This is a genomic window from Parabacteroides sp. AM58-2XD (assembly GCF_003463685.1).
Taxonomy (GTDB): Bacteria; Bacteroidota; Bacteroidia; order Bacteroidales; family Tannerellaceae; genus Parabacteroides; species Parabacteroides segnis.
In genome coordinates, this window is the sequence record NZ_QSDP01000097.1 from 1 (window position 1) to 24,746 (window position 24,746).

The following is a 24,746-nucleotide window of genomic DNA, read 5'->3' on the forward strand; positions in this document are numbered from 1 at the left end:
TCAGACCGGGAAGAAAGTTTCCACGAGCAAGGAAAGGAAGGCCCAATTGTAAAAACTATACTCTAACTAATTACAAAAGAGCACTATGAACCTTAAATTGATGACATTGGGTTGAAACCAACGGCAAAAGAGAGCCTGCGGCACGAGGCGAGCCTCATTAAAAGACACCGTAGATAGTTCAAATTTCTACAAACAAACCAAACAGGTGCAAAAGCGAACATCTATTAAACAATATGTTTTCAAATGTTAATCGTGACAAACGCAAGGTCAAAAGTAGGTACTTTTTTACCCCGGTTGTAAGCCATTTACGATGTAACACATTAATAATCAGCTATGACAAACTTTTTGCTGCCCCCTATAAAATAAAGAAATTAAGATTGTGTTTGCCAGCCTCCAATTTGATCACTTTATCTCCTTTGACATAGTCAGGTAAATAAAGCGTAGCCGTACTGTTTGCCGGAACAACCACTTCATAATTGATCTTCTTTCTGTTCCACTCCCATTTGGAGATGATCTGCCCGTAAGGAGAATCATGTTTTGCTTCGAAATACTTCAATTCCTTTACAAAATTCGGACGCAATATAATATGTTTGAAACCAGGCAGTTCCGGATCAGGGAAAATACCTCCCAGACCTTTATAGAACCATCCGCCTATCTCTCCGAACATCATATGATTATCCGAAATATCACGTTCAGCCTTCAAATCCCAGTTTTCCAATAAAGTCGTAGCCCCATTGACGATCCACCAGCCCCATGACGGATAAGTATCCTGTGCAGCTACCTTATAAGCTGTCTCCGGATATCCGTTTTCGCTCAATGCATTCAGGATTGCTTTTGCCCCCAATACACCGACATCCAGATGGAATCCGGCTTCTTCCACTTTCTTTGCCAGATTCTTTGCAACTTTAGCGATCATATCTTCCGGTACTATCTTCCATTGCAGAGGAACACTTAATTCCGTCTGGGAACCACCGGCATATATTCCGGTCTCCTTATTCAGATATTTATTATTGACGGCCTCTTTGATCTTTTCGGCTAATGCCGTATAATATGTATAATCATCCTGCTTGTTAAACAGCTTGGCGGCAGTCGCCAATATTTTAGTGTCGACATAAAAATAGACGGATGATGTAAACTCTTTATTGGAACGGGACTTAACCGGAACCCAGTCTCCACGTCCCCAGGATGTCAGATGATTCGGACTCGTACGATCCACATAATCGACATAACGCTTGATATTCTCATAACAATCAGCCAAAGGCTTGCTATCTCCATAAAACATATACAGGTTCCAGGGGATAATAGCTATTGTACTCGTCCAGTCCAGTCCGTTATCCGTACCATACCCCCAACCTCCGGTAGGTATAATATCGGGAAGTACCCCGTTTGGCTGTTGCTCATCCCGGTGGTCGGCCAGCCATTTTTCATATACGGTAATTCCATCGAAGTTATATAAAGCTGTTTCGATCGCAAAATGACCGTCACCCGTCCATCCGTTCTTTTCGCGTTGCGGACAATCGGTCGGATATCCCATCAGATTCGACAGATAAGCATTGTTGGTAGCCCACCACAGTTTATTTACCAGCTCACTCGATGTCTTGATCTCTCCGGAAGCAGGCACATCGCTGTGCATAAAGAAAGCGGTCAGGCTGTTCTGGTTTAATTCAATCGGTTTGTCACTGGTTACTTCCACATAACGGAAACCTTTATAATTAAACTTTGCCATAAACTCATCCTCGCCACCGCTAAGAACTAAAATATCGGTCTGGAAAGGATCTTTTTCCTTATCGCCCCTGTAATACACATCAATATTGGACATGTCAATGCATCCGTTATCAAAAAGCCGTTCTCCATGCATAATTCTGACTTCGGTACCTTCTTCGCCCGATACCTTGATATTGGTTACACCTGCCATATTCTGACCGAAATCAAAAACATATGTCTTGTCATTTATCTTATTGACCGACTTAGCCGGAATAGTCAGCACATTACGGATCGGACGAACCTGCTGTGCCACGACATTTTGAGAAGGAACGCCTCTGAGTCCGACGCCTCTCCACTTGGAATCATCGAAGTCCGGAGTATTCCAGCCTTTCTGTTCGAGCCGGGCATCATAATGTTCACCTGTATAAATACTATTGAATACCAATGCTCCTGAAGATGTTTTCCAGCTAAGGTCCGTCGGAATGGTCTCTACACTGCCGTCACTGTAAGTGATACGAAGATCCAGGCAGAAAGCCGGCCTGTTCCGCCAGGGAGCACGGTCAAAATCCCACACTGCTTTCGATTGATGGTTGTACCATCCGTTTCCAAGCAGGACTCCTATGGCATTGTCGCCATTCCGGAGTTGCCCGGTAACATCATAAGTGACATACAGGTTACGTCTGTCGAAACGGGTATACAACGGATCCAGACGGTGGTTACCGATCTTTTCACCATTGATATATAATTCATACAATCCGCCCACAGCAATATAGCACGTGCCGATTTTATTTTTTTGCCTGTCGTGAATTTTTTTCGGAAATAAGGAGCCGGTTCATAATTGACATCCTGCCCGTCACCAATCCAGGATCCTTGCCAGTTCTTGATGTCCATCATCCCTGTTTCAAAGGAACTGACAGGCGAAAATACTTCTTTATATTCCAGATCGCCGCCTATCACCTTCCAGTAATACTTAGTAAAAGGTTCGAGTTGTTTACCCGCATAAGTGATCAACATATCTCCGGTGTTTATTTTTCCGGTATCCCATATATCAGCTTTTCCGTTAACAACTTTCATCGAGTCTTTATCCACCAGCACACGATATGAAGTCTGTTTCGCTCCTTGCCTACTGTCATCCATCCTCCATGAAAGACGAGGAGTCGGATTATCGACACCTATCGGGGTTTCAAGGTGATCACTCTGTAAGCCGGTCAAACGAACAGACTGCCCGCTAACGCCGGAATAACTAAAGAAAGTAGTAACAGTAATAAACAATATAAGCTTTTTCATCCGCTTGTTATTTTATAGTAAAATCATTTATATGAATTATCTTAGTCAAAACATTAGCCGTTTCAAAGCTCTATATTCTAAGAAAAATATTGGTTATAAAAATGATTTTTGATGTAATATATTTGATAGTATCTAAATGATACCTGTTTTTTTAAAAACTCAAAAGCCAGGCTTCCAAATCTTGTAACATCTCCTTATTGTATTTGAAATCTTTTCTACTGCCCCATCCATGTCCTCCGGAAGGATAGATAAAGAAAGAAGCCGGTACCTTATTTTCCTTTAATGCCAGATAATAAAGTGCACCGTTTTTAGTAGGAACCGCATCATCGTCGTCCGAAAAAGTGATGTAAGCTCTCGGGGTTTCTTTAGTTACCTGCTTTTCATTGGAATACAGATCTTCCAGTTCTTGGGAAGCATCCTTTCCCAATAGATTATCATGAGAGCCGAGATGTGTAAATGATTTGTCCATTGTGATCACAGGATAAAACAGCACCTGAAAAGCCGGTCGCACACTTGATTTTACATGTGTTGCCATAGTGGAAGCCAGATGTCCACCGGCCGAAGACCCCATGATCCCTATATCAGCCGGATTAATATTCCATTCTTTCGCCTTCTCTTTTACCAGCCGTAGTGCTCTTCCGCATCTGAGAAGGGAACCTCTCTATTTCCTCTTGGCATCCGATATTTCAGAACAACATAAGCAATACCTAACTTATTAAAAAAGGGAGCCCAGTCATAACCTTCGTGATTATAAGCCAGTCCGGCATAAGCACCACCGGGACAAGCAATTATAGCACGTCCGGTAGCAATATCCTTCGGAGGCAGAAAAACACGTAACGAGGTTTGTAGTTCTGAATATTATCATCGAAAGGAGTACGGTCTATACCATTGGTATTCGGAAGTCCGTTCTCCCATAAGTCAAGATTAAACTCTTTTTCGGTAACCTGAGCAGCAACAGGGTTGCAGATGACAAGAAATGCCCAAAGAATAAATAAAGATGTTATTGTTCTCATGATAAACTTAGATTTAATTATACTTCTATTGTCTGTTTCCTTCAAAAAACAAGGCCCGGCTTCTTATCTCTACAGACCGGGAAACCAGGCCCTACACCCGTCCGATTAAAAAAATTTTATTTTCATTGACCGGTTGTGCAATCAATGACCAACTTGTTACCAGACGGTACAAATCTCAACACATAATCCGTATTATTGCCTTTGACTATACTACCTTTTTCACATGCTACATTATAATTGAATCCTCTGAACTCAGACTTTACGGACGATTTTTCAAAGTCTTTAAATGGCAGGCGGTCAAGTCTGTCCTGCGGAACCCTCAACTCAAGTGCCCAATCCAAACCACTTTCTGCTGCATTACATGAAATATCGATCTTGTCCTCGTTAAACGTGAAAATAAAATTATTCCCGTTCTTATCTTTAGACTCGACATTTAAAACACTCTTTGATGGTTCGCTGACTACGGGATCGGCTAAAACAAGTTCCGTCCCTTTTCCATTCTTATCCAGCTTCACAACCCGAAGTCCGATCTTATCGTCCGGCGTACTCCAATAGAATCTATCGATTACTGGTAAGGTATAATAGAAAAATTGTCCTCCCGTACCCGGAGTATCCAGATATTCGGACTTCATTTTTTCATCAAACAAATGAATATCCCGGAAACAGAAACCATCTTTTTCCCAATACAAATTAGAACGGTAGAAACGGCTGTTATACCAAACGGACTTGTTTCCTTCATTACGGACATCAGCTAAAGTTGTTATCGCAGTAGCCGGAGTTTTTGGGAATTGTTCCTTAAACCAGCGACCGGATTCTTCCAGTGTCTCTACCCGAATCTTCCCGGCTTTACTCAATGAGTCGAATAGAGGAAATTGCATGATCAGACCTTCTCCCATTCCCGACCAGGTAAATGAGTTTTCCTGACCAGCCTGTGCATAATTGAATGCCAGACAGGGTTCATCAACAATCGTTTTAAGGAAATATTCCACCCACTTTTTACTTTTTCCCCCTTCGGTATATACGGGTTCAAGTGTTATAACCCCCTGATGGTTAGAGCCTATTCCAGCATCATACTGGTACATCGGATCGCTACCTAACATACGGAATACAGGTACTGGGATCTGATATTCGTCTGTCTGAGCCGGCATATATGCATTCAGCTTACTGGGATAATAGGCTTGGTTCCAATACCCTCCCCACAATGTATAGCCATCAGTACCAACCTGATCCTTGCAGTTACAGGAAGCGACAATACCATATTTTTTATACATATACTCCAATGTATGTGAATCAACATACCAGGAACCTACAGACTTAGGATATTTACCATAAATCTCCTTAAATTTCGCCATATAGACATCCACCAGTTTTTCCCTTTCTTCCAGAGTATATCCCGGAGTAAAAGCGATATTGGCGGTCGATACCCATGAATGTTCTCCGCGCCATTTCAATCCGGCAGCTTTCACATGAGGCTGGGTAATTTCCCACCATGCACCAAGTTCACATGTAGGATTAAGCTTGGTTTTCATGAACTTCTGATATTTCGGATTGATCAGGGCATCATACTGAAACAGGAATGTTGCAGGAAAGTCATACTGATTAACCAGGTCGATTTGTTTCTCCACCGTTTCAAACATCAGTGCATCCGAGTTTTCCAGACGATAGTCTGTCTGGCGGATAAAATTGACTATATTGACTATTCGCGGAGCGGTATTTTTCTTCTCCTCTTTTGCCTTACTTGCCTCAACACACCCTGTCGGAAGCAACAATACACTTAAAAGTATGAATATAAAAACTTTTGAGTTCATCTTTTTCTATTTAAATAGCACATAATGACACAAATTAAGGAACAAAAATGATAATAGCATGTTTGTTATTTGACAAATTTGTGTCATTTATGCGCTTTTTTAATCAATTACTTATACTCGAATTAATTATAATAAGGATTCTGTTCCAAAGTATAATTACTCTTTATAATTTCTGAGCGAGGAATTGGCAACCAATAATGCTGCGGAAGGAAATTACGTTCCAAAACAGTGATTTCAGTATATTTGAAATTACCATTTTCATCCTTTTCAATTTTTATGCCAATAGAATTCTTGTTTTCATACTCATCAGCAATTTTCCATCTTCTCAAATCGAAATAGCGTTGGTTCTCAAAACTTAATTCTATTCTGCGCTCATTACGAAGTTTTTCAAGTAGTTCTGTACCGGAGGCTGTTACCGGAGGCATTTCTACCCCTTCACGGGAACGAACTACATTGATAGCTTTACGGCATTCTTCTTCATTTCCCAAATAGTACTGAGCCTCAGCATAATTCAAATAGAATTCTGCCAGTCTGAAGAAAGTCCATGGAACAGTAGTTGCTTCCGATTCATTAATAACCTGATTTTCATCATGAAATTTATGCAAATAGTAACCAGTCTTCGAACAGTTCCAGCTTCCAATGGCTCCTTGTTCGCTATCTTGTCCGTTAGGAATAAATGTTTCAACCGCACGTCCTCTGAACATTGCACCATTATGAAGAACCGTTGCATAAAAACGAGGATCACGACCTTCATACGGATTTGCCGGATCATAACCGGAACCTGCTTCTGCCGGTTTTTTACCCGTTGCTTTCATTTCATAGTCATCCACCAAATTCTGAATAGGACAGTTACCTCCCCAACCGCCGTAGCCATTAGGAGAATTAAACAAATTCACCCTGTTAGCATTCGCCTTCGTATAATAACGTCTGAAAATAACTTCGTCATTATCTTCCAGGAAAAGAGTTCTATAATCCGAAGCCAAGCTATATCCTGGCAGATCGATTACAGCTTTAGCCGCATCACGTGCCAATTCCCATTTTTTCAGATCATTAGAAGTATTTACCAAAGGGCTTGCAGCATACAATAACAGTCTTGATTTCAGTGCTTTGCAAGCATCTGCAGAGGCACGACCTTTATTTTCTCCTTCCATTTTTGCTGGTAAATGCTCAATAGCCTCATCCAGGTCTTTTAAGATAAAATCTACACATTCCTCATAAGTATTTCGTGTGATAGAATAATCCGTATCTTCCAATGTATACGCTTTCGTAATAATAGGAACACCGCCAAAACGCCATATCAGATTAGAATACACAAAAGCACGAATAAATTTCATCTCACCATATAGACGACTCTTTAATTCTTCCGTAACCTGAGCTTCTTCATATTTTGCAAAGAACGTGTTGATGTTGCGTAAATACTCATAAGCTGTATTCCAGTAATTAAAGTTTGAAAATCGACCGGAGTCAAAATTTTCAACATTATCCGGGTTCATTTCTCCCCTTGCTACAATATTAGAACTACCATCTCCATGACGAGTATATGATTCATCTGTAGCCGAGGAAGACATTGCTTCATCAAAACCGTTCGGATAAGCATTGTAACAAGCTGTCACATAAGCTGTGAGCAAAGCATCATCATTAAAAACAGCATCCTCTGTAAGTGAATCCAACGGTTTTTTATCCAAAAAATCGCTACAAGAACTAAAGCTTAACAGTGCGGAAACTGCCAAATATATTATCTTTTTCATTTTTTTCCCTTTTTAAAAAGTTAAGTTACATCCTATATTAAAGATTCTCATTTGAGGATAATAGCTACCTTCTCCGCTTCCTTCCGGATCCACATATTTTATATGATCCAGAGTAAACAGGTTCTGTCCGCTCAAATAAACTCTACAGTTTGATATACGTAGTTTATTAAACCACAAATTAGGCAAGGTGTATCCTATTTCCAGGTTTTTCAAACGTACGAAAGAAGCATTTTGTGTCCAGAAACTACACGGATTTTCGACTCCATAGTTGATAGTACCACCGGCACGGGGCATTGTTCCATCGATATTATCTTCTGTCCAACGATCTTCAGCTCTCCATTTATAGAAATTCGACGTTGCATCCATACGACTAATTACATCTTTTACAGCACGAGCTTGTCCCTGAAACAGTACACTAATATCAAAGTTTTTCCAATCAGCCGACAAGTTCAAGCCAAAGATAATCTCCGGGAAACCAGTCAAATTCTGACGAACACGGTCCAGTGAGGTTATTTTACCATCGCCATCAACATCTTCAAAAATCAAGTCACCAGGACGGGCCGCATCCAAATGAGGATAACTATCCAATGCTGCCTGATCTCTGAAAATTCCTATAGCACGATATTGCAGACCAGCTCCCATCGGACCACCTGTTTCATTCATATATTCATGTCCTTCACCCCATGGAGTTTCATCCATGAACAAAACTTTATTTCTGGCAAACATAAAGTTTCCACTTGCACGGAAGTTCACTTCACCGATCTTATTGAAATGGCTCAACTGTATTTCCATACCCTGGTTTTGGACCCGTCCGATATTTTCATTCGGCAAATCGATCAAACCTGTATACTTAGGAATAGAAGCATTGCGCTTTGCCAGAATATTAGAACGTTTTATTTTGAAATATTCAACTTCAAAACCTAAAAGTCCATTCCAGAATGTTCCTTCAGTACCTATGTTCCAGGTATCAGCAACTTCCCATGTTACATTATTATTAGGGAAACCTTTCTGATATAAACCAACCATATCAGTTCCGCCAAACACGTAATTACGGCCCAGATTATATTTAAGCAAATACTGGAAAGGATCGATATTATCGTTACCTTGCTTACCGAATGATCCGCGTATCTTCAAATTATTGATCCAGTCGATATTATCTTTGATAAAGCTCTCTTCCGACATTCTCCAACCGGCAGACACACCCGGGAAAAAGCCCCAACGCTGTCCTGCCTGGAAAATATATGAACCATCATAACGGAAATTAAACTGAGCCATATACTTACCTGCAAAATCATAAGCGACACGTCCGAAATAACTGCGACGTGCGCTTTCTGAAGCATCACCAGAGTTATCATAATAATCTTTGTTGGATGTACCGGCAAACAACTGGTCGATAGCTGTAGACATAAAACTACCACGAGATGCCCAGAAATTATCCTTTCTATAGCTGTTTTGTTCAAAACCGAGGATAGCATCTATCCCGTGACTGCCAAATGTTTTCTTATACTTCAATTTGGCATTCAATGTCAGCGACCAATCAGCTAAATGCTCTTGTCTCAATGAGGTCTGCTGAACAAGTGTGTTCATGTGTTCCGTATAAGTATCGGTAGCCTCATCCCATGTATAAAAAGACCAGGGCGTCTGCCATTTTTTATGGTCTTTTCCTATACGGTCATAAGCCATATAAGCATCTGCTGCTAAACCATCCAACAACCACGATAAATTCCAGTCTGCAGTAATAGTTCCATTAAATACTGCCTTCTTATCATATTCATAACCAGTTTTATCTGTAGCCATCACGATTGGGTTACTATCCAAACCATTTGTCGGTAACCCATTCGGATACTGAGCTAAAACAGTAGGATAAGATCTGGTAATACGCCAGAATATATCACCGGCACTCATGCTGGGGAAATTTGCATCTTCCAAACGAGACGAGATATCCACCGACACTTTCAGGTCTTTAGTAATTTTAGCATCGATATTTGAACGTATATCATACTGTTCATACTTTGTCGATCCATTTTTAAAGATACCGTCCTGACTGGAATAACCACCACCTACATAATAACTAACAGCATCCGTACCTCCGGAAACAGATACATTATGTCTCTGTTGAAAAGCAGCTTTCTTTAGTACCTCATCTGCCCAATTTGTATTCGGATAATGTATCGGATCCAATCCGTTTCTGAATAATTCTATTTCATCAGCGGTATACCGGGGAACACGTCCGTCATATGATTCCAACTCGTTCGTCACTTCAGCAAAAGTAGCAGCATCTGCCAGATCCGGCACACGTGTCGGTTGCTGTAAACCGACATTGAAAGAATAGCTAATTGACGGTTTTCCTGTTTTACCTCTCTTGGTTGTTACCAGAATAACACCATTGGCAGAACGCGAACCATAGATAGCAGCAGAAGCATCTTTCAAAACAGTAATACTCTCAATATCATTTGGATTAAGTCTATCCAAAGAACCACGACCGGCAATACCGTCGATCAGGATCAACGGATCATTATTTCCGGTTGTACTCTTACCACGAATATTGATTGTTACTCCGTCAGCACCCGGTTCACCACTACCGTTAGTCACGATAAGGCCCGGCAAACGACCGGCCAAAGCCTGTCCTAAGTTCTGAGTCGGACTCTTGATAATATCATCACCCTTTGCAGTTGCGATAGATCCTGTTACGACACCTTTCTTCTGCGTACCATAACCCACAACTACAATTTCTTCCAAAGCCTGAGAATCTTCTTTCAATACGACCGCGAAAGTTTTCTTATTTCCGACTTTTATATCCTGAGTTATATATCCTATATATGAAACCTGAATTTTAGAACCAGCTGATACTGACAATGAAAATTTACCATCAATATCAGTCATAATTCCGTTTGTTGTACCTTCTTCAATTACATTGGCACCAATAATCGGATCGCCCAACTCATCAGTAACCGTACCGGTTATAGTCTGATTTTTCACCTGCTGAGCAGTCTTAGGTGTAATTAAGATATGGCTTCCCTGAATTGAATATGAACAACTGGCGTCTTTCAATATAGCATTTAAAACTTCATTCAACTGCGTATTATTATATGCCTTTTTAATACGTTCATTCGCATTTATTAATTGGTCATTATAGTCTACTGAAAGATTTGTTTGCTTTTCGATCTCTACAAAAGCCTCTTTTAAGGTCATTTGTTTTGAGAGTGTAATTAATTGATTCTGAGCCTTTACTATAAAAGAACAGCACAAGAATAATGCAATGTAAATAGATTTATAAAAAGTATTTACCACACATCTTCGTGATTTGTTATATATTTTCATAACTTTGTATATTTAAGAATTAAATTGAATACTATCTTTTTGATTTAAGGGCATATATAACGCCCCAAAAATCGGGATGATTTTCGATTTCAGTCCGGGAAGAAGTGATTGGCCGTCAGCTTCCCGGATACCTTTTTTTCATGATATTGTTGTTTTTTTAGTTGTTACTGAATATATACATCATTGTCTACAATTTTATATTTAAAGTTAACTCCTATTCTTTTTAAAACATCCAATGCCTCTTCCAGGGATTCCCGGGCATGGAGCGAACAGTAAATGTCATGCTTGCATATTTGGTATCATTGTAATTGATCTTTACCTTATATTGTCTTTCCAACGCACGGAAAATATTCGCTAACGTTTCCTGCTGGAAAATCAGATACCCTTTCGTCCAGGTGCTTAACCGGGAAGCATCCACATAGCTTTTAAGAAAAGAAGCATCTGCATGGTTATAGGTCAGTTGTTCGTTTGGGTGCAGAATGACAGAACCCGATGAACCTATTTTATCGTCAACCCTGACACAGCCTGATTCCAGGATGGTTGTGGTTTCACTTTCCTCCGGATAAGAATGCACATCAAAGACTGTTCCTAATGCTTCGACATTCAAATAATTCGTTTTTACGATAAAAGGTCTTTCCTTATCTTTAGTGACTGTAAAATGCCCCTCTCCACTCAGGAACAACGTTCGTGTTTTTCCGAATTTCTCGGGATAGATTAAAACTGAATTTGCATTTAACCATACAATAGAACCATCCGGTAAAATAACCTGCTTTCTTTCCCCATTCGGAACAAAACATTCTACCATATGCATATCAGATGATATGCCGGCATATTTATAATACCATGTAGTAGTGACAATCCCTAATAAGGGTAATACAATAATTGCAGCAATAACAGCCAATCGCCGGTAGAAAGAGTTATTTTCAGGATGAATACGCTTGTTCACCTTTTTCAACTCTGCGTAAGATGTAAAATCTATCGTCTCCGGTAATGAGTTCCATATATCTTCTAATACCTCTTCCTTCTCATCGGCCTGTTCTTCCCGGATAAACCAAGCAGCAAACCGATTACGTACCTCTTTGGGAAAATCATTTCCAAAGAAGCGGGAAAACAAAGTATGTAGATGTCGTTTCTCCATTCTATTTTTAGTCTTATATAATTAAGACAAACAGAAAAAGAAACACACACAGTCTAAAAGTGATTTTTTTTAAATAAAAAAAGGTAATACTATTTTCAGGACTTTTCGCAAGTCCGCAAGGGCTTGAGTTATATGGTTTTCAACAGTTCTTTTGTTTATATTCAGTTTAAGGGAGATTTCTTCGTTCGAAAGGCCTTCTTTCCGGCTCATTTTAAAAATCTGTTTTCGCTGGGGAGGCATATTCTCTACAGCAATGTCCAGCAAAAGCCCCAGTTCTTCCGCTAAAATACGTTCTTCCATCAAATCATCTATCCAGACAGATTGTTGGTAATATCTCTCCAGGTGGTTCTCATGAATTGCATTTAGTTTGTAATAATTGTAAAGCTCATTACGGGCTATTCTAAACAAATAGGCTTTGAAAGAATCAGCCGATGCAGCCGATTTCCGATGGGTCCAGACCTTAATGAAAACCTCCTGGGCCAGATCCAACACCTCGTCTTCCTCTTTGATAAACCCGAAAAGAAATCGTTTTACCAAAGAATGATAAGACATAAAAAGCATATTGAATGCCTCGTGGTCTCCTTCTCCCAATGCTTCAAGATATTTTGCCTCTAACTCCTTCTCCATTCTTTCAATTGCTTACAATATTACTCCTGCAATTATTGCATCAAAAGTATATTATATTCGCTGAAAAAACAAATCAGTCAATTATTTAGAGCTAAAACAGATTCTTTCAATAGTTCAGCCACAGCTTGAAAGCACTGATCTTTTCACGGCTGACAATAATCTTATCTTTAAAAGGAGGAATAACTTTCACGACAACTTTTCCCAGGAAATAAGATTCTATCTTTTGGATGGCCTGTACACTAACTATCGTTTGCCGGTTTGTCCGGAAGAAGCGGTCCGGGTCCAGCTGCTCGCACAACTTATCCAGAGACAAATCTATAATATGTTCTTTACTCTGATTAGTTACGGCAAAGGTTATTTTATTTTCAGAATAGAAGTAAGCAATATCATCCACCTGCAACGTAAATAATTTGTCCTCCCCCGAAATAAGGAAACGGGTTCTGTATTTCTTCGCCGGATTGGTTATATTCTGAAGTATCTCCAGGATATCTCCTTGCTTATTAAACTCTTTATAGAATTTGGAAGTAAGCTTTTCATATTTCTCCAAAGCTTCGCCCAGCCGTTCCTTATCGATCGGTTTCAACAGGTAATCGATACTGTTCGCTTTAAAGGCACGGATCGCATATTCGTCGTAAGCCGTAGTAAATACGATCATGCTCTCCGGATTCGCCTGTTCGATAAAAGAAAAGGAAACGCCATCGGTCAGCTGAATATCCAGAAAGAGGATATCGGGATGGGGATTATCCTGATACCACTTTACGGCGCCTTCCACATTACCCGGCAAGACCTGGATCTCCCATTCAGGGCGCAACTCCGTCAACATTTTGTTCAGCAAACGTGCCGCCGGGATTTCATCTTCTATGATAGCTGCTTTTATCTTATTCATTTAATAATGGGATTTTAACGGTAAAACATTTAGAATCATTCTCTATCGATATATCCTGATCGCTAACCAGTTTACAACGGGTAGATAAATTCTTCAGTCCGGTACCCGACTTGACAACATTCTGCTTGAGCCTTATTTCATTGCTTACCACTAATTTCTTTTTATCGTCCGAAGTACTCAGATAAATCGTCATCGGGTTATCCGAATTGATTATATTGTGTTTAATCACATTTTCAGTCAGTAGCTGCAATGTGAAAGACGGTATTTTCTTTTCCAGCAAGGAAGGATCGATCCGGTTATCCACATGGATACAATCCCCCAGCCTCACTTGATGAAGGAAGATAAAAGATTTCAGGAAAGTCAGTTCCGAACGCAAAGTGACCTGCCCCTCCTGTTGGCTTTGCAGAATATAACGGTAAACGTCCGACAGACGCTGGGTGAACACAACTGCATTCTTTGGATTATATTCTATTTCCGAAATCAGCGTATTCAGGTTATTAAAAAGAAAATGGGGATTCAACTGATTCTGCAAAGCGATATACTGTGACTTTATCGCACTCTCTTCCAGCTTATTTGCTTTTTCATGGAGAACGATCAACTGCCTGTAGAAGTTAGCCACCATCGTAAGACAAACAATCACCATCTCAACCAGCCATACCACAAACATCATCCGGAAGCCGGCTCCCTTCAACACAAATGGCGAAGGTATCTCCAACAAGACTTTTACAACAGAAGACAGCAGATAGTTTATCAAAAACAAAAGTCCCGCCATCAACAGGCAATTGATCAGTAACTGATTCTTCCTTTTCATCAGAACCTGATAGCTTTTCCGCTGCCATTCACTGATAAGAACAATACTGAACCCGATCACATTAAAAACAAATACAACCAACAGGAAAGCCCAGAAAGAAATCAACACGTTCTGGTGCTGCGGTGAAAGGTCCGAATAAAGCACCAGAAACAAATGTGAGAAACAGGCTAATCCCGAGAACAGGAAAAAATTGAAGAAATGGTTGTATTTGCTCTGCATTGTTTGTTGAATTTATCAGAAGCATAAACCGACACGGAAACCCAGATTGTTCTGCCCGTTCATCGAATAGGTCAGCAAATCTGTCTGATTGGTGGCATAGCTGTAATACAGAGCCACATGGAAGCCAAAACGCTTATCCGGTACAGGATAAATATTCATTCCGACCTCCGGAGAGACATAGAAGCCCCAGGGATTTGAATAATAACGGACAGTCGTCATGTAACTGGAGTTCTCCGCATACATCGCTCCCAATTTCACTCCGACATATGGCTTCAGATAATCATTATGTCCGAGACGGTAGGAAGTGGAAAGACCGAAAGGAAGCTGGAAAGCCGACAATTGCTGGTCGGTAGTCAGCGATTGGGTCGGCGACAATTGCAATGTCTGGCGGTCCACATATTTATGATTGGTATGGAAACTCAGGAATGCTCCCAACGACCAGCGCGGCGTCACATAATAACCGGCTTCGAAATTCATACCCCAGCCACTGATCTTATCTGCAAAGTCGGTACTGATAGGTGCGTTCATCTGCCAGTCCACATTAAAATGAGGTTATCTTCTACCTGTGCCTGTCCTTTCAAACAGAAAACGGACAGTATCATCAACAATATGAATTGTTTCTTAAAAATGTATCTTATCGTTTTCATAATCTTCCGGATTTATTATTTATCAGTATACAGTATATTAAGGTAAGGAGATTGTTCAAAGGCCTGTTCCACAGCACGAAGCGTCAGCTGCATGTCGATACGCGAATTGTTATAGACCAACCCCGAAGCATAAGCATGCCAGATAACCGGCAGATCGACTTTCTTGTTCTGATCGGTAGATTTAGCTGTCAGGTCAACCATTTCCGCAACAAACGTCCCGGTGTCATAACTGTAGGAAACCGGATAAGGATAATACCAGTCATTCCAGAACGGGCCCCAGAAACCGGCCCCCCACCAACCATAGCCGTAACCGTAACCCGGAGTTATGATCTGCGTAGTCTGCTGTGCATAGGACAGTTGCAAGCCGATATCGGCTTTTTCTTTATCATCCACACGGGTATATCCCCGATCGTCCATCTCGGCAACCACCTCGCTAATGATCTTTTGAGCATTCTCGTCTTTCCAGTATTGGGCTTTCATACCGCCACCGGCGACCAGAATACTGTCAGGAAGATAATAAGAACTGAATTTGTTAAACTGAATACTGTTATCATAATTCGTATAAACAGCATAATCGCTGTCGAGCTTATTCAGATCGGGATTTTTTTCGCAAGAAGAGAATAAAGCCGTAACAGCCAAAGCAAATAAAAACAACTTCTTCATACGTCTTTAAATTTTAAGTAACAGAATTAATTCAATACACACAACGAATGTCAGCAAAAGACATCCGGCTTATTCATCGATCGTTCGTCCGCACTCATCAAATGGAAATCTATCCGGTATCTCCGGAGTCACTTTTTCTCCTTCCGGAACCGGTTCATGTGTTATTTGATCCAAACGATAATCAGCACACGTAAACGATGCCAACAAAGCTAATAAAAAAGTATTTCCCATCTCTCTACAAATTTAATCATCTTACCATTAATTCTAAAACAAACTTATTATATATAGGTATAAGAGGCCGGGATTATTTTACTGAAATGTAATCTGTATTTACTGAACTGTATTTTTTTGTTACTGAAATGAAACCGTTATTCCTGCCCGGGGTAACCGCATCAGGGTAATTACAAACTAACCCGCGGACACCGGAAACTAACCGCCCCCTCCCTACTAATTAATTGAAAAGTCAGGACTCCTTATTGCCAGGGTGTACAGGGTAGTCGGACAAGGTGTACAGGATAATTAACCAGGGTGTACAGCGTATCTGATTATCCTGTACAGGGTAATTATACTAAATAGGGTGTTAACAATTAGTTTGTTATAACCTTTAGCTTAATAAGTGCCTAAGATAACGATAGTTAATAGCAAGATGTATGATAATATAAACCGGTCTGGTCGACGATAAGAAGGATTCCGTATACTGGAAAAGCACTTCCGTCTACAAATTAAAAAGCACTTTCTATTGCAGGTTACCTTCGTGGCATAATCATAAAAACAAAAAGAGATGAACAAGAGAGAAGTTATTGCAGCAGTAGCAGAGAGGTCGGGAGTCAACCCGGAGGATTGCGCCAGGGTATTAGACTCATTTGAAGATGTTTTCACGGAAGAAATAACCGGAAGCAAATGGAAAAATGCCGCCTTTGAACAGATATACGGCCTGCTGAGTCTTATCAAAGAAAAGAAAAACAATAAACAAGACGACCTTCAAGCCTTATTTCGCCATCGGATTTCCGAACATAGCAGGAGGGTACGAAGTACGCAACAGATATTTCAAGAATACCCACGATTGGACAAGCAGGACGGAAAGCATATAAAATACCATTCAGTAACTAACTGATAAAACGGTACTTTTTTATAAGTTTGCATGACAAAATAATAGAATAAATAATAATGTTTTATGAAGAATATAATATTAGAAACCAACAGATTACAATTGAGGGAAATGACATTTTCGGATATGAGAGCATTATCCTTGATATTACAAGATGAAAAAGTAATGTATGCTTATAATGGAGCTTTTAACGATAAGGAAACTATGGCATGGATGCAAAAACAACTTCAACGATATAAAGAATTCAACTTCGGTCTATGGGGCATATTTCTTAAAAATACCGATGAAATGATAGGACAATGCGGTATTACCATGCAGGAATACAAGGCAACACAAGTTCCCGAAATCGGCTACTTGCTGGCTCATAAATATTGGCACAACGGCTATGCTATTGAAGCCGCAACAGCATGTCGTGAATATGGATTCAATATACTGCATTTTAATGCGTTGTATTCCATTATAAGAAATACGAATATTGCATCCCAAAATGTTGCGCTTCGTAATGGAATGAGTCTAATTGATACCATTACCACACATTATCGTGGAGTAGATATGCCCCACATGGTATTTTGCGTAAAAAAAGATGAAACCAAATAAAAAGCAAATAATCATACGGGAAAATTCGTAAAGCGGGAAAACAACTACCGGGATATCTTCTTCGACGAATTTGTTGCCAAGATGGGAAGAATGTAACCCGTTGACGGATAAAGTTAAAATAAAATGCTATTTTTGTTAGGTTTAACGACAAGCTCTATTAATCATGAAAAGGCATTTATTCTTATATCTGTTATCCGTCTGTTCATCTGCAATCATTGCACAGAATACGATTTATGTATCTTCCGGAACGACCGGCATTCAAAAAGGAACTTCTGAATCTCCTTACGGGACAATTGAAGAAGCCCTGAAACAGGGACTTAATGCTACCGGCAACGATACGGTTCATATCCGCATCCAATCCGGTTTTTATCCATTGAACCAAACACTCCGGATAGATAAATCTCCTTCCGTACCGGTTGTTATCGAAGGAGAAGGGAAAGACAAGCCGGTAATCAGCGGGGCAATAACTCTCACTTCCTGGGAGAAAACTCCCGAAGGATGGTGGAAAACGCACGTCGATGAAGTTGCCCGTTACGGATTGAAGATCGAGCAACTATATGTCAATGGAAACAGAGCCATCCGGGCCCGGACTCCCGACACCGGATGGTTCTTTGTGGAAAAAGCTGATGAGACCATTCATTATAAAGGGGCAGGGCGTTCTCCGGAATATGCCACACAACGTATTCAGGCAAAGCCGGAAGATATGGTATCCCTGCAAGGTCTCTCCAAAGAAGAGTTGAACGAAGTAATGGTCATGTGCTATCATAAATGGGATAATACCCGTAAATATCTCTCCATGGCAATACCTGACTCCGGCTATTTTTTCCTGAACGGACAAGGGATGAAACCCTGGAACCCTATACAAAAAGGAAGCCGTTTCATCCTCGAAAACTACAAACAAGCCATGACGGCCGAAGGGGAATGGTTTATGGAGCCTTCCGGCGACTTATATTATATTCCCCGTAAAGGAGAGATCATGGAAACAAGCATCGCCCATGCCCCGGTTTTAAACAGGCTACTCACAATAAAGGGAGAAAAAGGCTATCCGGTCAAAAACATCACATTCCGTAACCTCTCTTTTGAACATTCAGGGTATGTCATGCCAAAGACCGGTAATAATCCGGCCCAGGCCGCTTCACCTGTCGATGCTGCAATTCATCTCGACTTTGCGGATAATATCCGTTTCGAAAACTGTGAAATCAAACATACAGGAAACTACGCTATATGGTTCAGAAAAGCTTGTACGAACTGTAATCTGGAACATTCTTATCTGACTGACCTAGGAGCCGGGGCTGTAAAGATCGGAGAATATGAAACTCCCGATCCGAACCTTCTCACCAAAAAGATTACAGTCGATAACAATATCATACAGAAAACCGGATTTGTTTTTCCATGCGGGGTCGGTGTCGCCATTTTCAATTCTTCCGACAACAAAGTTACCCATAACGAAATATCCGATTTATTGTATTCAGGAGTTTCCGTCGGCTGGGTCTGGGGCTATGGTAAAAGCTACGCCGTTAATAATGAGATCGCTTACAATAATATTCATCATATCGGTTGGGGAGAATTGTCCGATATGGGAGCCGTTTACACATTGGGCATCTCTCCCGGAACCCGTATCCACAATAATGTAATCCATCATATTTATTCTTATGATTATGGCGGCTGGGGACTTTATACTGATGAGGGAAGTACCGGTGTCGTTATGGAAAACAATCTGGTATACGGTTGTAAAAGCGGAGGTTTCCATCAACATTACGGAGAAAAGAATAGCATACGAAATAATATTTTCGCCTTCAACCATCATCAGCAACTGCAATTTACACGGGTCGAAGAACATCAGTCGTTCAGCTTTACTTCCAACATCATACTGATGGATCACGGAGTATATCTTGCCGGTGCCTGGGACAAAGCAAAGATAGATATGGACTACAATTGCTATTGGGACCTGCGTAACAATATGCCTCCCAAGTTCCTGGATAACGACTGGAAAACCTGGAAAGGCATGAAAGACAAACATTCTATCATACAAGATCCTGCATTCAAAGATCCTTACCGCTTGGATTTCCATTTCAAGAATCAAAAAGCGATCCGGAAAATCAGATTCAAACCGTTCGATTACGAAAAAGCCGGTGTCTACGGAAGTGATGAATGGATACAAAAAGCCCGGTTACCGAAAGAACGGGAAGACGAATTCGACAGGATCGTACGGGAAAGGGAAAAATCAGTATCGGCATTGTTTGAATAAAGTATTATCTTTGCAGCATGGGAAAAAATAAGTTAGCAAAGTTTGACGATATGGCGGGATATCCGCATGTTTTCCAGTATCCGTTTGCCGTTCTGCAAGAGAAAGGATTTGAATTGAAAGGACACTGGCATAAGGAGTTTTTCAAGAATGACAACCCGATCGTGCTCGAATTGGGTTGCGGTAAAGGTGAATATACGGTGGGACTGGCACGCCTGTTCCCCGACAAAAACTTTATCGGCGTAGATATCAAAGGAGCCCGTATGTGGACCGGGGCCAAGGATTCCTATGACTCGGGAATGACCAACGTAGCTTTCCTGCGTACCAGTATCGAACTGATCTCACATTTCTTTGCAGCCGGCGAAGTAGCCGAAATATGGCTTACCTTCCCTGACCCGCAAATGAAAAAAGTAAACAAACGACTGACTTCCACCCGTTTCATGAAGATGTACCGCGAAATACTGTCAGGTGATGGCATCATCCACCTCAAAACCGACAGTAACTTTATGTACACTTACACCTGTGAAATGGTAAAAGCCAACAACTATCCAGTCTTGTTCAGCAACAACGACCTGTATCATTCAGGTTTGGTAGACGATATTCTGTCTATCAAAACCTATTATGAACAGCAATGGCTCGACCGCGGACTGAACATCAAATACATCAAGTTTGTTTGTGAAGAAAGAGACGAACTGGTCGAACCGGACGTAGAGATCGAACTCGATCCTTACCGCAGTTTCAACCGAAGCAAGCGCAGCGCACTGGCTTCAGGCAAATAAGACAACCAATTATACAATCATATTATGGCTATATATCCTAAACTTATCATGGACGCACTTGCAAAAGTGCGCTATCCGGGTACAGGAAAAGACCTTGTCGAAATGGGCATGGTAGAAGACAACATACGGATCGAAGGTAATAAAGTGAGCTTCTCCCTCCTTTTCGAGAAACCCAACGATCCGTTTATCAAATCAGTCGTAAAGGCAGCCGAGACAGCTATCCTGACTTATGTCGGCGAAGATGTCGACATCAAAGGAAACATCGAAGTTCTGGCACGCCAGGCAGCACGCCCCGAACCGGACAAACTGCTTCCGCAGGTAAAAAATATCATCGCCGTATCTTCCGGTAAAGGAGGCGTAGGTAAAAGTACGGTTGCCGCTAACCTGGCTGTAGCCCTGGCAGGACTCGGCTATAAGGTAGGTTTGCTGGATGCCGATATCTTTGGTCCTTCCCAGCCTAAGATGTTCAATGTAGAAGATGCCCGTCCCTATATGGAAGAGGTAGACGGCCGCGAATTGATACAACCGGCAGAAAACTACGGAGTAAAGCTACTCTCAATCGGTTTCTTTGTAAACAAGGAAGATGCGGTTTTATGGCGCGGAGCTATGGCTAGCAATGCTTTGAAGCAGCTGATCGGCGATGCCAACTGGGGCGATCTCGACTATTTTCTGATCGACCTGCCACCGGGAACAAGCGACATCCATCTGACAATGGTACAGACACTGGCTATCACCGGTGCTATTGTTGTCAGTACCCCTCAGGAAGTTGCCTTAGCCGATGCCCGCAAAGGCATCAGCATGTTTACCGGAGAAAAGATCAATGTCCCCGTTTTAGGATTAGTTGAAAACATGGCCTGGTTCACCCCTGCCGAACTGCCTGAAAACAAATATTACCTGTTCGGAAAAGAAGGAGCCAAACGTCTGGCAGAAGAGCTGAATATCCCCCTGTTAGGACAAATCCCCATCGTACAGAGTATCTGCGAAGGAGGCGACAACGGAACACCTGTCGCTTTGAATCCCGACACGATCACCGGGGCAGCTTTCCGCGAACTGGCAGAGAATGTGGTCGAACAGATCAACTACCGCAATACAAACATGGCACCCACTCAACGGGTACACGTTAGTAAAAACTAAAAAAGAAAGAGCAGAGCCTCCCGTCGGAAACTCTGCTCATCTTTTTTCCTGTACAGGAAATCAACATCACCTAGTCATCAAAAAGCAAATCTAACCCCGAACTGCACCGATGCACAGAGTGGCTGCTCTTTCCGGATCGTCTCAACCACACTCTTATCATCAAAATAATAGGCGATACCGGGTTCGGCATAGATACTAATGGGTTTTGCTATATCATATTGTACGCCAAGCGCTGCTAAAGCAGAAAACTGTACTTTATCAACATCAAGGTCTGTCTTACTTTTACGCTGACGGACGTTATTCAGATAATAATCCGTATTCAGACTGCCATCCACACACATCTCCGCCATAGCACCGGCAGAAGCGTAGAATGACAAACGGTCTTTCTTCCAGATCGTATAATTCACCTTCAAAGGTATTCCCAGATAATGCAGGCGTTGTTCCTGTTTATAGAAATCACCTTCACCGGCAGTCAACTCCGAAGAAAGGAAGGTATAAATCAACCCGCTCTCCAAAGACAATCGGTCGCTTATCCGCTTCTTAACCGAAAGGCCGGCAGACAGAGGATATCTGTGCTTCATCTTCGTGCCGGTCGATTTCTGATAATTCGCGGCGGCAATCTTCTCAAACATTGTAAAGTCTGCCGGATCCCGGAAGTTAGGAGCATTCGACGCCACCTCTTTCATGTAGTCATCAAATGTCCCTGAACCCGGGTTATTATTCACACTTACATCCGAACGGGTTGCCGCGTTAAACATCTGCAATCCTCCTGTGGCAGAGGAATAGCGGTCAAACATATTCCCGGCATACAAACTAAAACTCCATCCTTTAGCAGAAAGAGCCGGTTTCACCGGTAACGGCTCGTAACTCTTCTCCGGAACATATTCGTACTGCCCGCTTTCCACTACGGAACGGTTATTGTACGAATTACTTTCCGTCGCATGCTCTTCTCCTATCTCCGCATGAAAATAAGCGGAAATAGACATGTAAACCTCCGATACAACCTGCGACAAGTCAGGCAACTGCGGTTCAGCCGTTTTCACTGTAGCCGCCAGTTTTTTCACTACCGGTTGCGGTTTGATCGGCTCTACCGGCACAACCGGAGCAGACGGATTCTCCACTTTTTCCGCAGGAAGAACGATATCCGACAAGACTGGCTCTATCTCTTTATCTATCCCCATAAAGTAAAGAGCAGAACCTAAAACTGCCAAAAAAGACACTGCTGCCGCCAACCAACGATAAGGGAAGCGACGAACTTCAGCAGGAGCCGGAGCGAACGCAGCTTCCAGCCTCTCCCAGCCATCCTCCGGCAACGGCAGACGGTATTCAACCGACCGATTCCGGTATTCCTCTATTAATTTATCTTCCATTTTCATCTTCCGGCTTGTTTCTGAATGTAATCGTTTACTTTCTTTACCAGCATTGCTTTTGCCCGGCACAGTTGCGACGATGATGATCGTTCGTTTATATGCAGAAGCTCGGCAATCTCTTTATGACTTCGTTCTTCAAATGTATATAAGTTAAACACGGTGCGATATCCTGTTGGTAACTCCTGGACGAATTGCATCAGGACCGACGTCGGGATCTGTTCGATCTCCTCCGGAGGCTCTTCTTCTGTTTCAGCAATAATATCAAGGGGGACTACTTGTTTGAGGACATCCTTTTTCCGAAGGTACTCCAACGCCGTATTTACAAATATACGACTCATCCACGCTTTCAAACTCCCTTCTCCGCGATACGAAAAACTTGAGCAAGAGGAGAATACTTTCAAGAATCCGTCATGCAACAGATCGTAAGCTACGTCCATACCTCCTGTGTACCGGAAGCAAATGCTTAACATTTGTTCCGCATAAGTATCGTAGAGTTCTTTACGGGCTGCATTCACACCCCGCATACACTGCTTTATCAGTTCTGCTTCACCCATCAACGCCGCGCGTGTTTATTATATAAATGTAATGACTGCGGGAATACTGCATGCGATTTCAAAAATTTTCAGCCAAAGTAGTAAAATAATACGGAAAATTGACAAATCAACAGGCAAAACTGTTATCTTACAAAGTATCTCATTCCGCTATTTTTGTAAAAGAATGATCTATAATAAAAGATGTAACATGAGAAAGTATTTATCTATTCTGGCAGGGCTCCTGTTTGCAGGAGTGGTGCTGGCACAAAAAGGAGAACGTAATATGAATAATCAGGCAAGCAAATTCAGTGTAGACAAAACGATGGGACGGATCGAGCAAATCCTTCAGAAAATGGATATCCCGGTATTCGCCAAATTCGATCATCAGAAAAACGCAGAAGAAGTAGGGTTAGATTTACGTCCTAACCAGGTAATTGTCTTCGGTTCTCCGAAGGTGGGAACAAAGCTGATGCAGGAAAACCCGGGCATCTCCATCGAGTTACCTCTTAAAATTTCTGTTTGGGAAGACAAGAACGGCAAAGTTTGGACTTCTTTCCCTCAAATGGAACGCTTGGCATCGGAATATGGGCTGGAAAAAGAACCGGTTATCGGAAAGATGCAGGAATTACTGGAAAAGATTGTCAATCAATCTACCGGCAAAACAGACATCTCCGCACCAGAATAAAAGTTTTCAGAAAAAATTCCTTCATTTATTCATTCGGCACATCAATAACTGATTACCAAAACATTAACAATGAATAATATGAATAAAACATCAATCCGAAGTAATAAATCTTCATGTTTTTTTACTATATCCTTCATCTAAATGCAGATTTTCCGACAAAGTACACTGTCAGTCTGAGATATTTCAGATAAGATGCAAGGTTATATAATACTAAACGAACAATAAGTATGACTTATCTCTTTTGTCTTTTCAGGGCAGACGCATTAAAAATTATTCTCTTGTAAAAGTGTCTCCAAAAAGTTCTCATCCCATCCAGCTTTAAGTCTTTTAAGGTTAATGCTCCCCTTCGTCTTATTATTTTTCAGCATGGAGAGTGCCATCTTTGTTACTACCGAGAAATTTTGTGCAGCATTCTTGATTTTA

The 24,746-nt window shown here is 41.4% G+C and carries 16 protein-coding genes and 5 pseudogenes; 6 read left to right on the forward strand and 15 right to left on the reverse strand.

Going from position 1 to position 24,746, the window contains the following annotated elements:
* Positions 1–355: 355 nt before the first annotated feature.
* The 13 genes and pseudogenes from DXA15_RS19415 to DXA15_RS25575 form a co-directional block, all read right to left on the reverse strand.
* Positions 356–2,991, reverse strand: a pseudogene (locus DXA15_RS19415) (glycoside hydrolase family 78 protein).
* Between the two features lie 154 nt (positions 2,992–3,145).
* A pseudogene (locus tag DXA15_RS19420) lies at positions 3,146–3,837 on the reverse strand (alpha/beta hydrolase); the annotation flags it as partial.
* Entirely contained in the window at positions 3,780–4,004 is a 225-nt protein-coding gene (locus DXA15_RS25570; protein ID WP_199676378.1) for a hypothetical protein, read from the reverse strand. The pseudogene DXA15_RS19420 and the gene DXA15_RS25570, both read right to left, overlap by 58 nt.
* A gap of 122 nt (positions 4,005–4,126) precedes the next feature.
* Positions 4,127–5,812, reverse strand: a complete 1,686-nt coding sequence (locus tag DXA15_RS19425; protein WP_128135140.1) for a hypothetical protein — start codon at positions 5,810–5,812, stop codon at positions 4,127–4,129.
* Positions 5,813–5,934: 122 nt separating this feature from the next.
* On the reverse strand, positions 5,935–7,560 hold the full coding sequence (locus tag DXA15_RS19430; protein ID WP_128135141.1) for a RagB/SusD family nutrient uptake outer membrane protein: 1,626 nt from the start codon (positions 7,558–7,560) through the stop codon (positions 5,935–5,937).
* A 12-nt stretch (positions 7,561–7,572) separates the two neighbouring features.
* On the reverse strand, positions 7,573–10,752 hold the full coding sequence (locus DXA15_RS19435; protein ID WP_233567456.1) for a TonB-dependent receptor: 3,180 nt from the start codon (positions 10,750–10,752) through the stop codon (positions 7,573–7,575).
* A 352-nt stretch (positions 10,753–11,104) separates the two neighbouring features.
* On the reverse strand, positions 11,105–12,019 hold the full coding sequence (locus DXA15_RS19440) for a FecR family protein (protein ID WP_233567457.1): 915 nt from the start codon (positions 12,017–12,019) through the stop codon (positions 11,105–11,107).
* A 69-nt stretch (positions 12,020–12,088) separates the two neighbouring features.
* The gene (locus DXA15_RS19445; RefSeq protein ID WP_128135143.1) at positions 12,089–12,646 is read right to left on the reverse strand and encodes an RNA polymerase sigma-70 factor; all 558 of its coding nucleotides are present in this window, start codon (positions 12,644–12,646) and stop codon (positions 12,089–12,091) included.
* Between the two features lie 106 nt (positions 12,647–12,752).
* A complete protein-coding gene (locus DXA15_RS19450) occupies positions 12,753–13,532 on the reverse strand; it encodes a LytTR family DNA-binding domain-containing protein (protein WP_128135144.1) in 780 nt (259 codons plus the stop codon).
* Positions 13,525–14,562 carry a sensor histidine kinase gene (locus DXA15_RS19455; protein WP_128135145.1) on the reverse strand — a complete coding sequence of 346 codons (1,038 nt, stop codon included), beginning with the start codon at positions 14,560–14,562 and terminating at the stop codon, positions 13,525–13,527. The genes DXA15_RS19450 and DXA15_RS19455 overlap by 8 nt, the downstream gene beginning before the upstream one ends.
* 15 nt (positions 14,563–14,577) lie before the next feature.
* Positions 14,578–15,209: pseudogene (locus DXA15_RS19460) on the reverse strand (outer membrane beta-barrel protein).
* Positions 15,210–15,224: 15 nt separating this feature from the next.
* Positions 15,225–15,872, reverse strand: a complete 648-nt coding sequence (locus DXA15_RS19465) for a DUF4136 domain-containing protein (protein ID WP_128135146.1) — start codon at positions 15,870–15,872, stop codon at positions 15,225–15,227.
* Positions 15,873–15,941: 69 nt separating this feature from the next.
* On the reverse strand, positions 15,942–16,103 hold the full coding sequence (locus DXA15_RS25575) for a hypothetical protein (protein WP_199676380.1): 162 nt from the start codon (positions 16,101–16,103) through the stop codon (positions 15,942–15,944).
* 550 nt (positions 16,104–16,653) lie between these two features.
* On the opposite strand from DXA15_RS25575, the pseudogene DXA15_RS27710 reads away from it, so the two are divergent.
* From DXA15_RS27710 to DXA15_RS19490, 5 genes and pseudogenes are all read left to right on the forward strand, one after another.
* Positions 16,654–16,752, forward strand: a pseudogene (locus DXA15_RS27710) (HU family DNA-binding protein); the annotation flags it as partial.
* A 294-nt stretch (positions 16,753–17,046) separates the two neighbouring features.
* Positions 17,047–17,577: a GNAT family N-acetyltransferase gene (locus DXA15_RS19475; protein ID WP_199676382.1), complete on the forward strand. Its 531-nt coding sequence runs from the start codon at positions 17,047–17,049 to the stop codon at positions 17,575–17,577.
* 163 nt (positions 17,578–17,740) lie between these two features.
* Entirely contained in the window at positions 17,741–19,825 is a 2,085-nt protein-coding gene (locus tag DXA15_RS19480; RefSeq protein ID WP_128135147.1) for a right-handed parallel beta-helix repeat-containing protein, read from the forward strand.
* A gap of 17 nt (positions 19,826–19,842) precedes the next feature.
* The gene (trmB, locus tag DXA15_RS19485; RefSeq protein WP_046145407.1) at positions 19,843–20,601 is read left to right on the forward strand and encodes a tRNA (guanosine(46)-N7)-methyltransferase TrmB; all 759 of its coding nucleotides are present in this window, start codon (positions 19,843–19,845) and stop codon (positions 20,599–20,601) included.
* 24 nt (positions 20,602–20,625) lie between these two features.
* The gene (locus DXA15_RS19490) at positions 20,626–21,735 is read left to right on the forward strand and encodes an Mrp/NBP35 family ATP-binding protein (protein ID WP_128135148.1); all 1,110 of its coding nucleotides are present in this window, start codon (positions 20,626–20,628) and stop codon (positions 21,733–21,735) included.
* 77 nt (positions 21,736–21,812) lie between these two features.
* On the opposite strand, the gene DXA15_RS19495 is transcribed toward DXA15_RS19490, so the two are convergent.
* On the reverse strand, positions 21,813–23,111 hold the full coding sequence (locus DXA15_RS19495; protein ID WP_128135149.1) for an outer membrane beta-barrel protein: 1,299 nt from the start codon (positions 23,109–23,111) through the stop codon (positions 21,813–21,815).
* Entirely contained in the window at positions 23,108–23,659 is a 552-nt protein-coding gene (locus DXA15_RS19500) for an RNA polymerase sigma factor (protein WP_007655089.1), read from the reverse strand. The genes DXA15_RS19495 and DXA15_RS19500 overlap by 4 nt, the downstream gene beginning before the upstream one ends.
* A 277-nt stretch (positions 23,660–23,936) precedes the next feature.
* Between DXA15_RS19500 and DXA15_RS19505 the strand changes: the two are divergent.
* Positions 23,937–24,323 (forward strand): annotated as a pseudogene (locus DXA15_RS19505) (DUF302 domain-containing protein); the annotation flags it as partial.
* Positions 24,324–24,746: the final 423 nt, after the last annotated feature.

What these genes read in the sequence shown, in the direction of transcription:
- DXA15_RS25570 (WP_199676378.1), bottom strand. Translation starts at nt 4,004, where the DNA reads ATGAGAACAATAACATCTTTATTTATTCTTTGGGCATTTCTTGTCATC.
- DXA15_RS19425 (WP_128135140.1), bottom strand. Translation starts at nt 5,812, where the DNA reads ATGAACTCAAAAGTTTTTATATTCATACTTTTAAGTGTATTGTTGCTT.
- DXA15_RS19430 (WP_128135141.1), bottom strand. Translation starts at nt 7,560, where the DNA reads ATGAAAAAGATAATATATTTGGCAGTTTCCGCACTGTTAAGCTTTAGT.
- DXA15_RS19435 (WP_233567456.1), bottom strand. Translation starts at nt 10,752, where the DNA reads ATGACCTTAAAAGAGGCTTTTGTAGAGATCGAAAAGCAAACAAATCTT.
- DXA15_RS19440 (WP_233567457.1), bottom strand. Translation starts at nt 12,019, where the DNA reads ATGGAGAAACGACATCTACATACTTTGTTTTCCCGCTTCTTTGGAAAT.
- DXA15_RS19445 (WP_128135143.1), bottom strand. Translation starts at nt 12,646, where the DNA reads ATGGAGAAGGAGTTAGAGGCAAAATATCTTGAAGCATTGGGAGAAGGA.
- DXA15_RS19450 (WP_128135144.1), bottom strand. Translation starts at nt 13,532, where the DNA reads ATGAATAAGATAAAAGCAGCTATCATAGAAGATGAAATCCCGGCGGCA.
- DXA15_RS19455 (WP_128135145.1), bottom strand. Translation starts at nt 14,562, where the DNA reads ATGCAGAGCAAATACAACCATTTCTTCAATTTTTTCCTGTTCTCGGGA.
- DXA15_RS19465 (WP_128135146.1), bottom strand. Translation starts at nt 15,872, where the DNA reads ATGAAGAAGTTGTTTTTATTTGCTTTGGCTGTTACGGCTTTATTCTCT.
- DXA15_RS25575 (WP_199676380.1), bottom strand. Translation starts at nt 16,103, where the DNA reads ATGGGAAATACTTTTTTATTAGCTTTGTTGGCATCGTTTACGTGTGCT.
- DXA15_RS19475 (WP_199676382.1), top strand. Translation starts at nt 17,047, where the DNA reads ATGAAGAATATAATATTAGAAACCAACAGATTACAATTGAGGGAAATG.
- DXA15_RS19480 (WP_128135147.1), top strand. Translation starts at nt 17,741, where the DNA reads ATGAAAAGGCATTTATTCTTATATCTGTTATCCGTCTGTTCATCTGCA.
- trmB (WP_046145407.1), top strand. Translation starts at nt 19,843, where the DNA reads ATGGGAAAAAATAAGTTAGCAAAGTTTGACGATATGGCGGGATATCCG.
- DXA15_RS19490 (WP_128135148.1), top strand. Translation starts at nt 20,626, where the DNA reads ATGGCTATATATCCTAAACTTATCATGGACGCACTTGCAAAAGTGCGC.
- DXA15_RS19495 (WP_128135149.1), bottom strand. Translation starts at nt 23,111, where the DNA reads ATGAAAATGGAAGATAAATTAATAGAGGAATACCGGAATCGGTCGGTT.
- DXA15_RS19500 (WP_007655089.1), bottom strand. Translation starts at nt 23,659, where the DNA reads ATGGGTGAAGCAGAACTGATAAAGCAGTGTATGCGGGGTGTGAATGCA.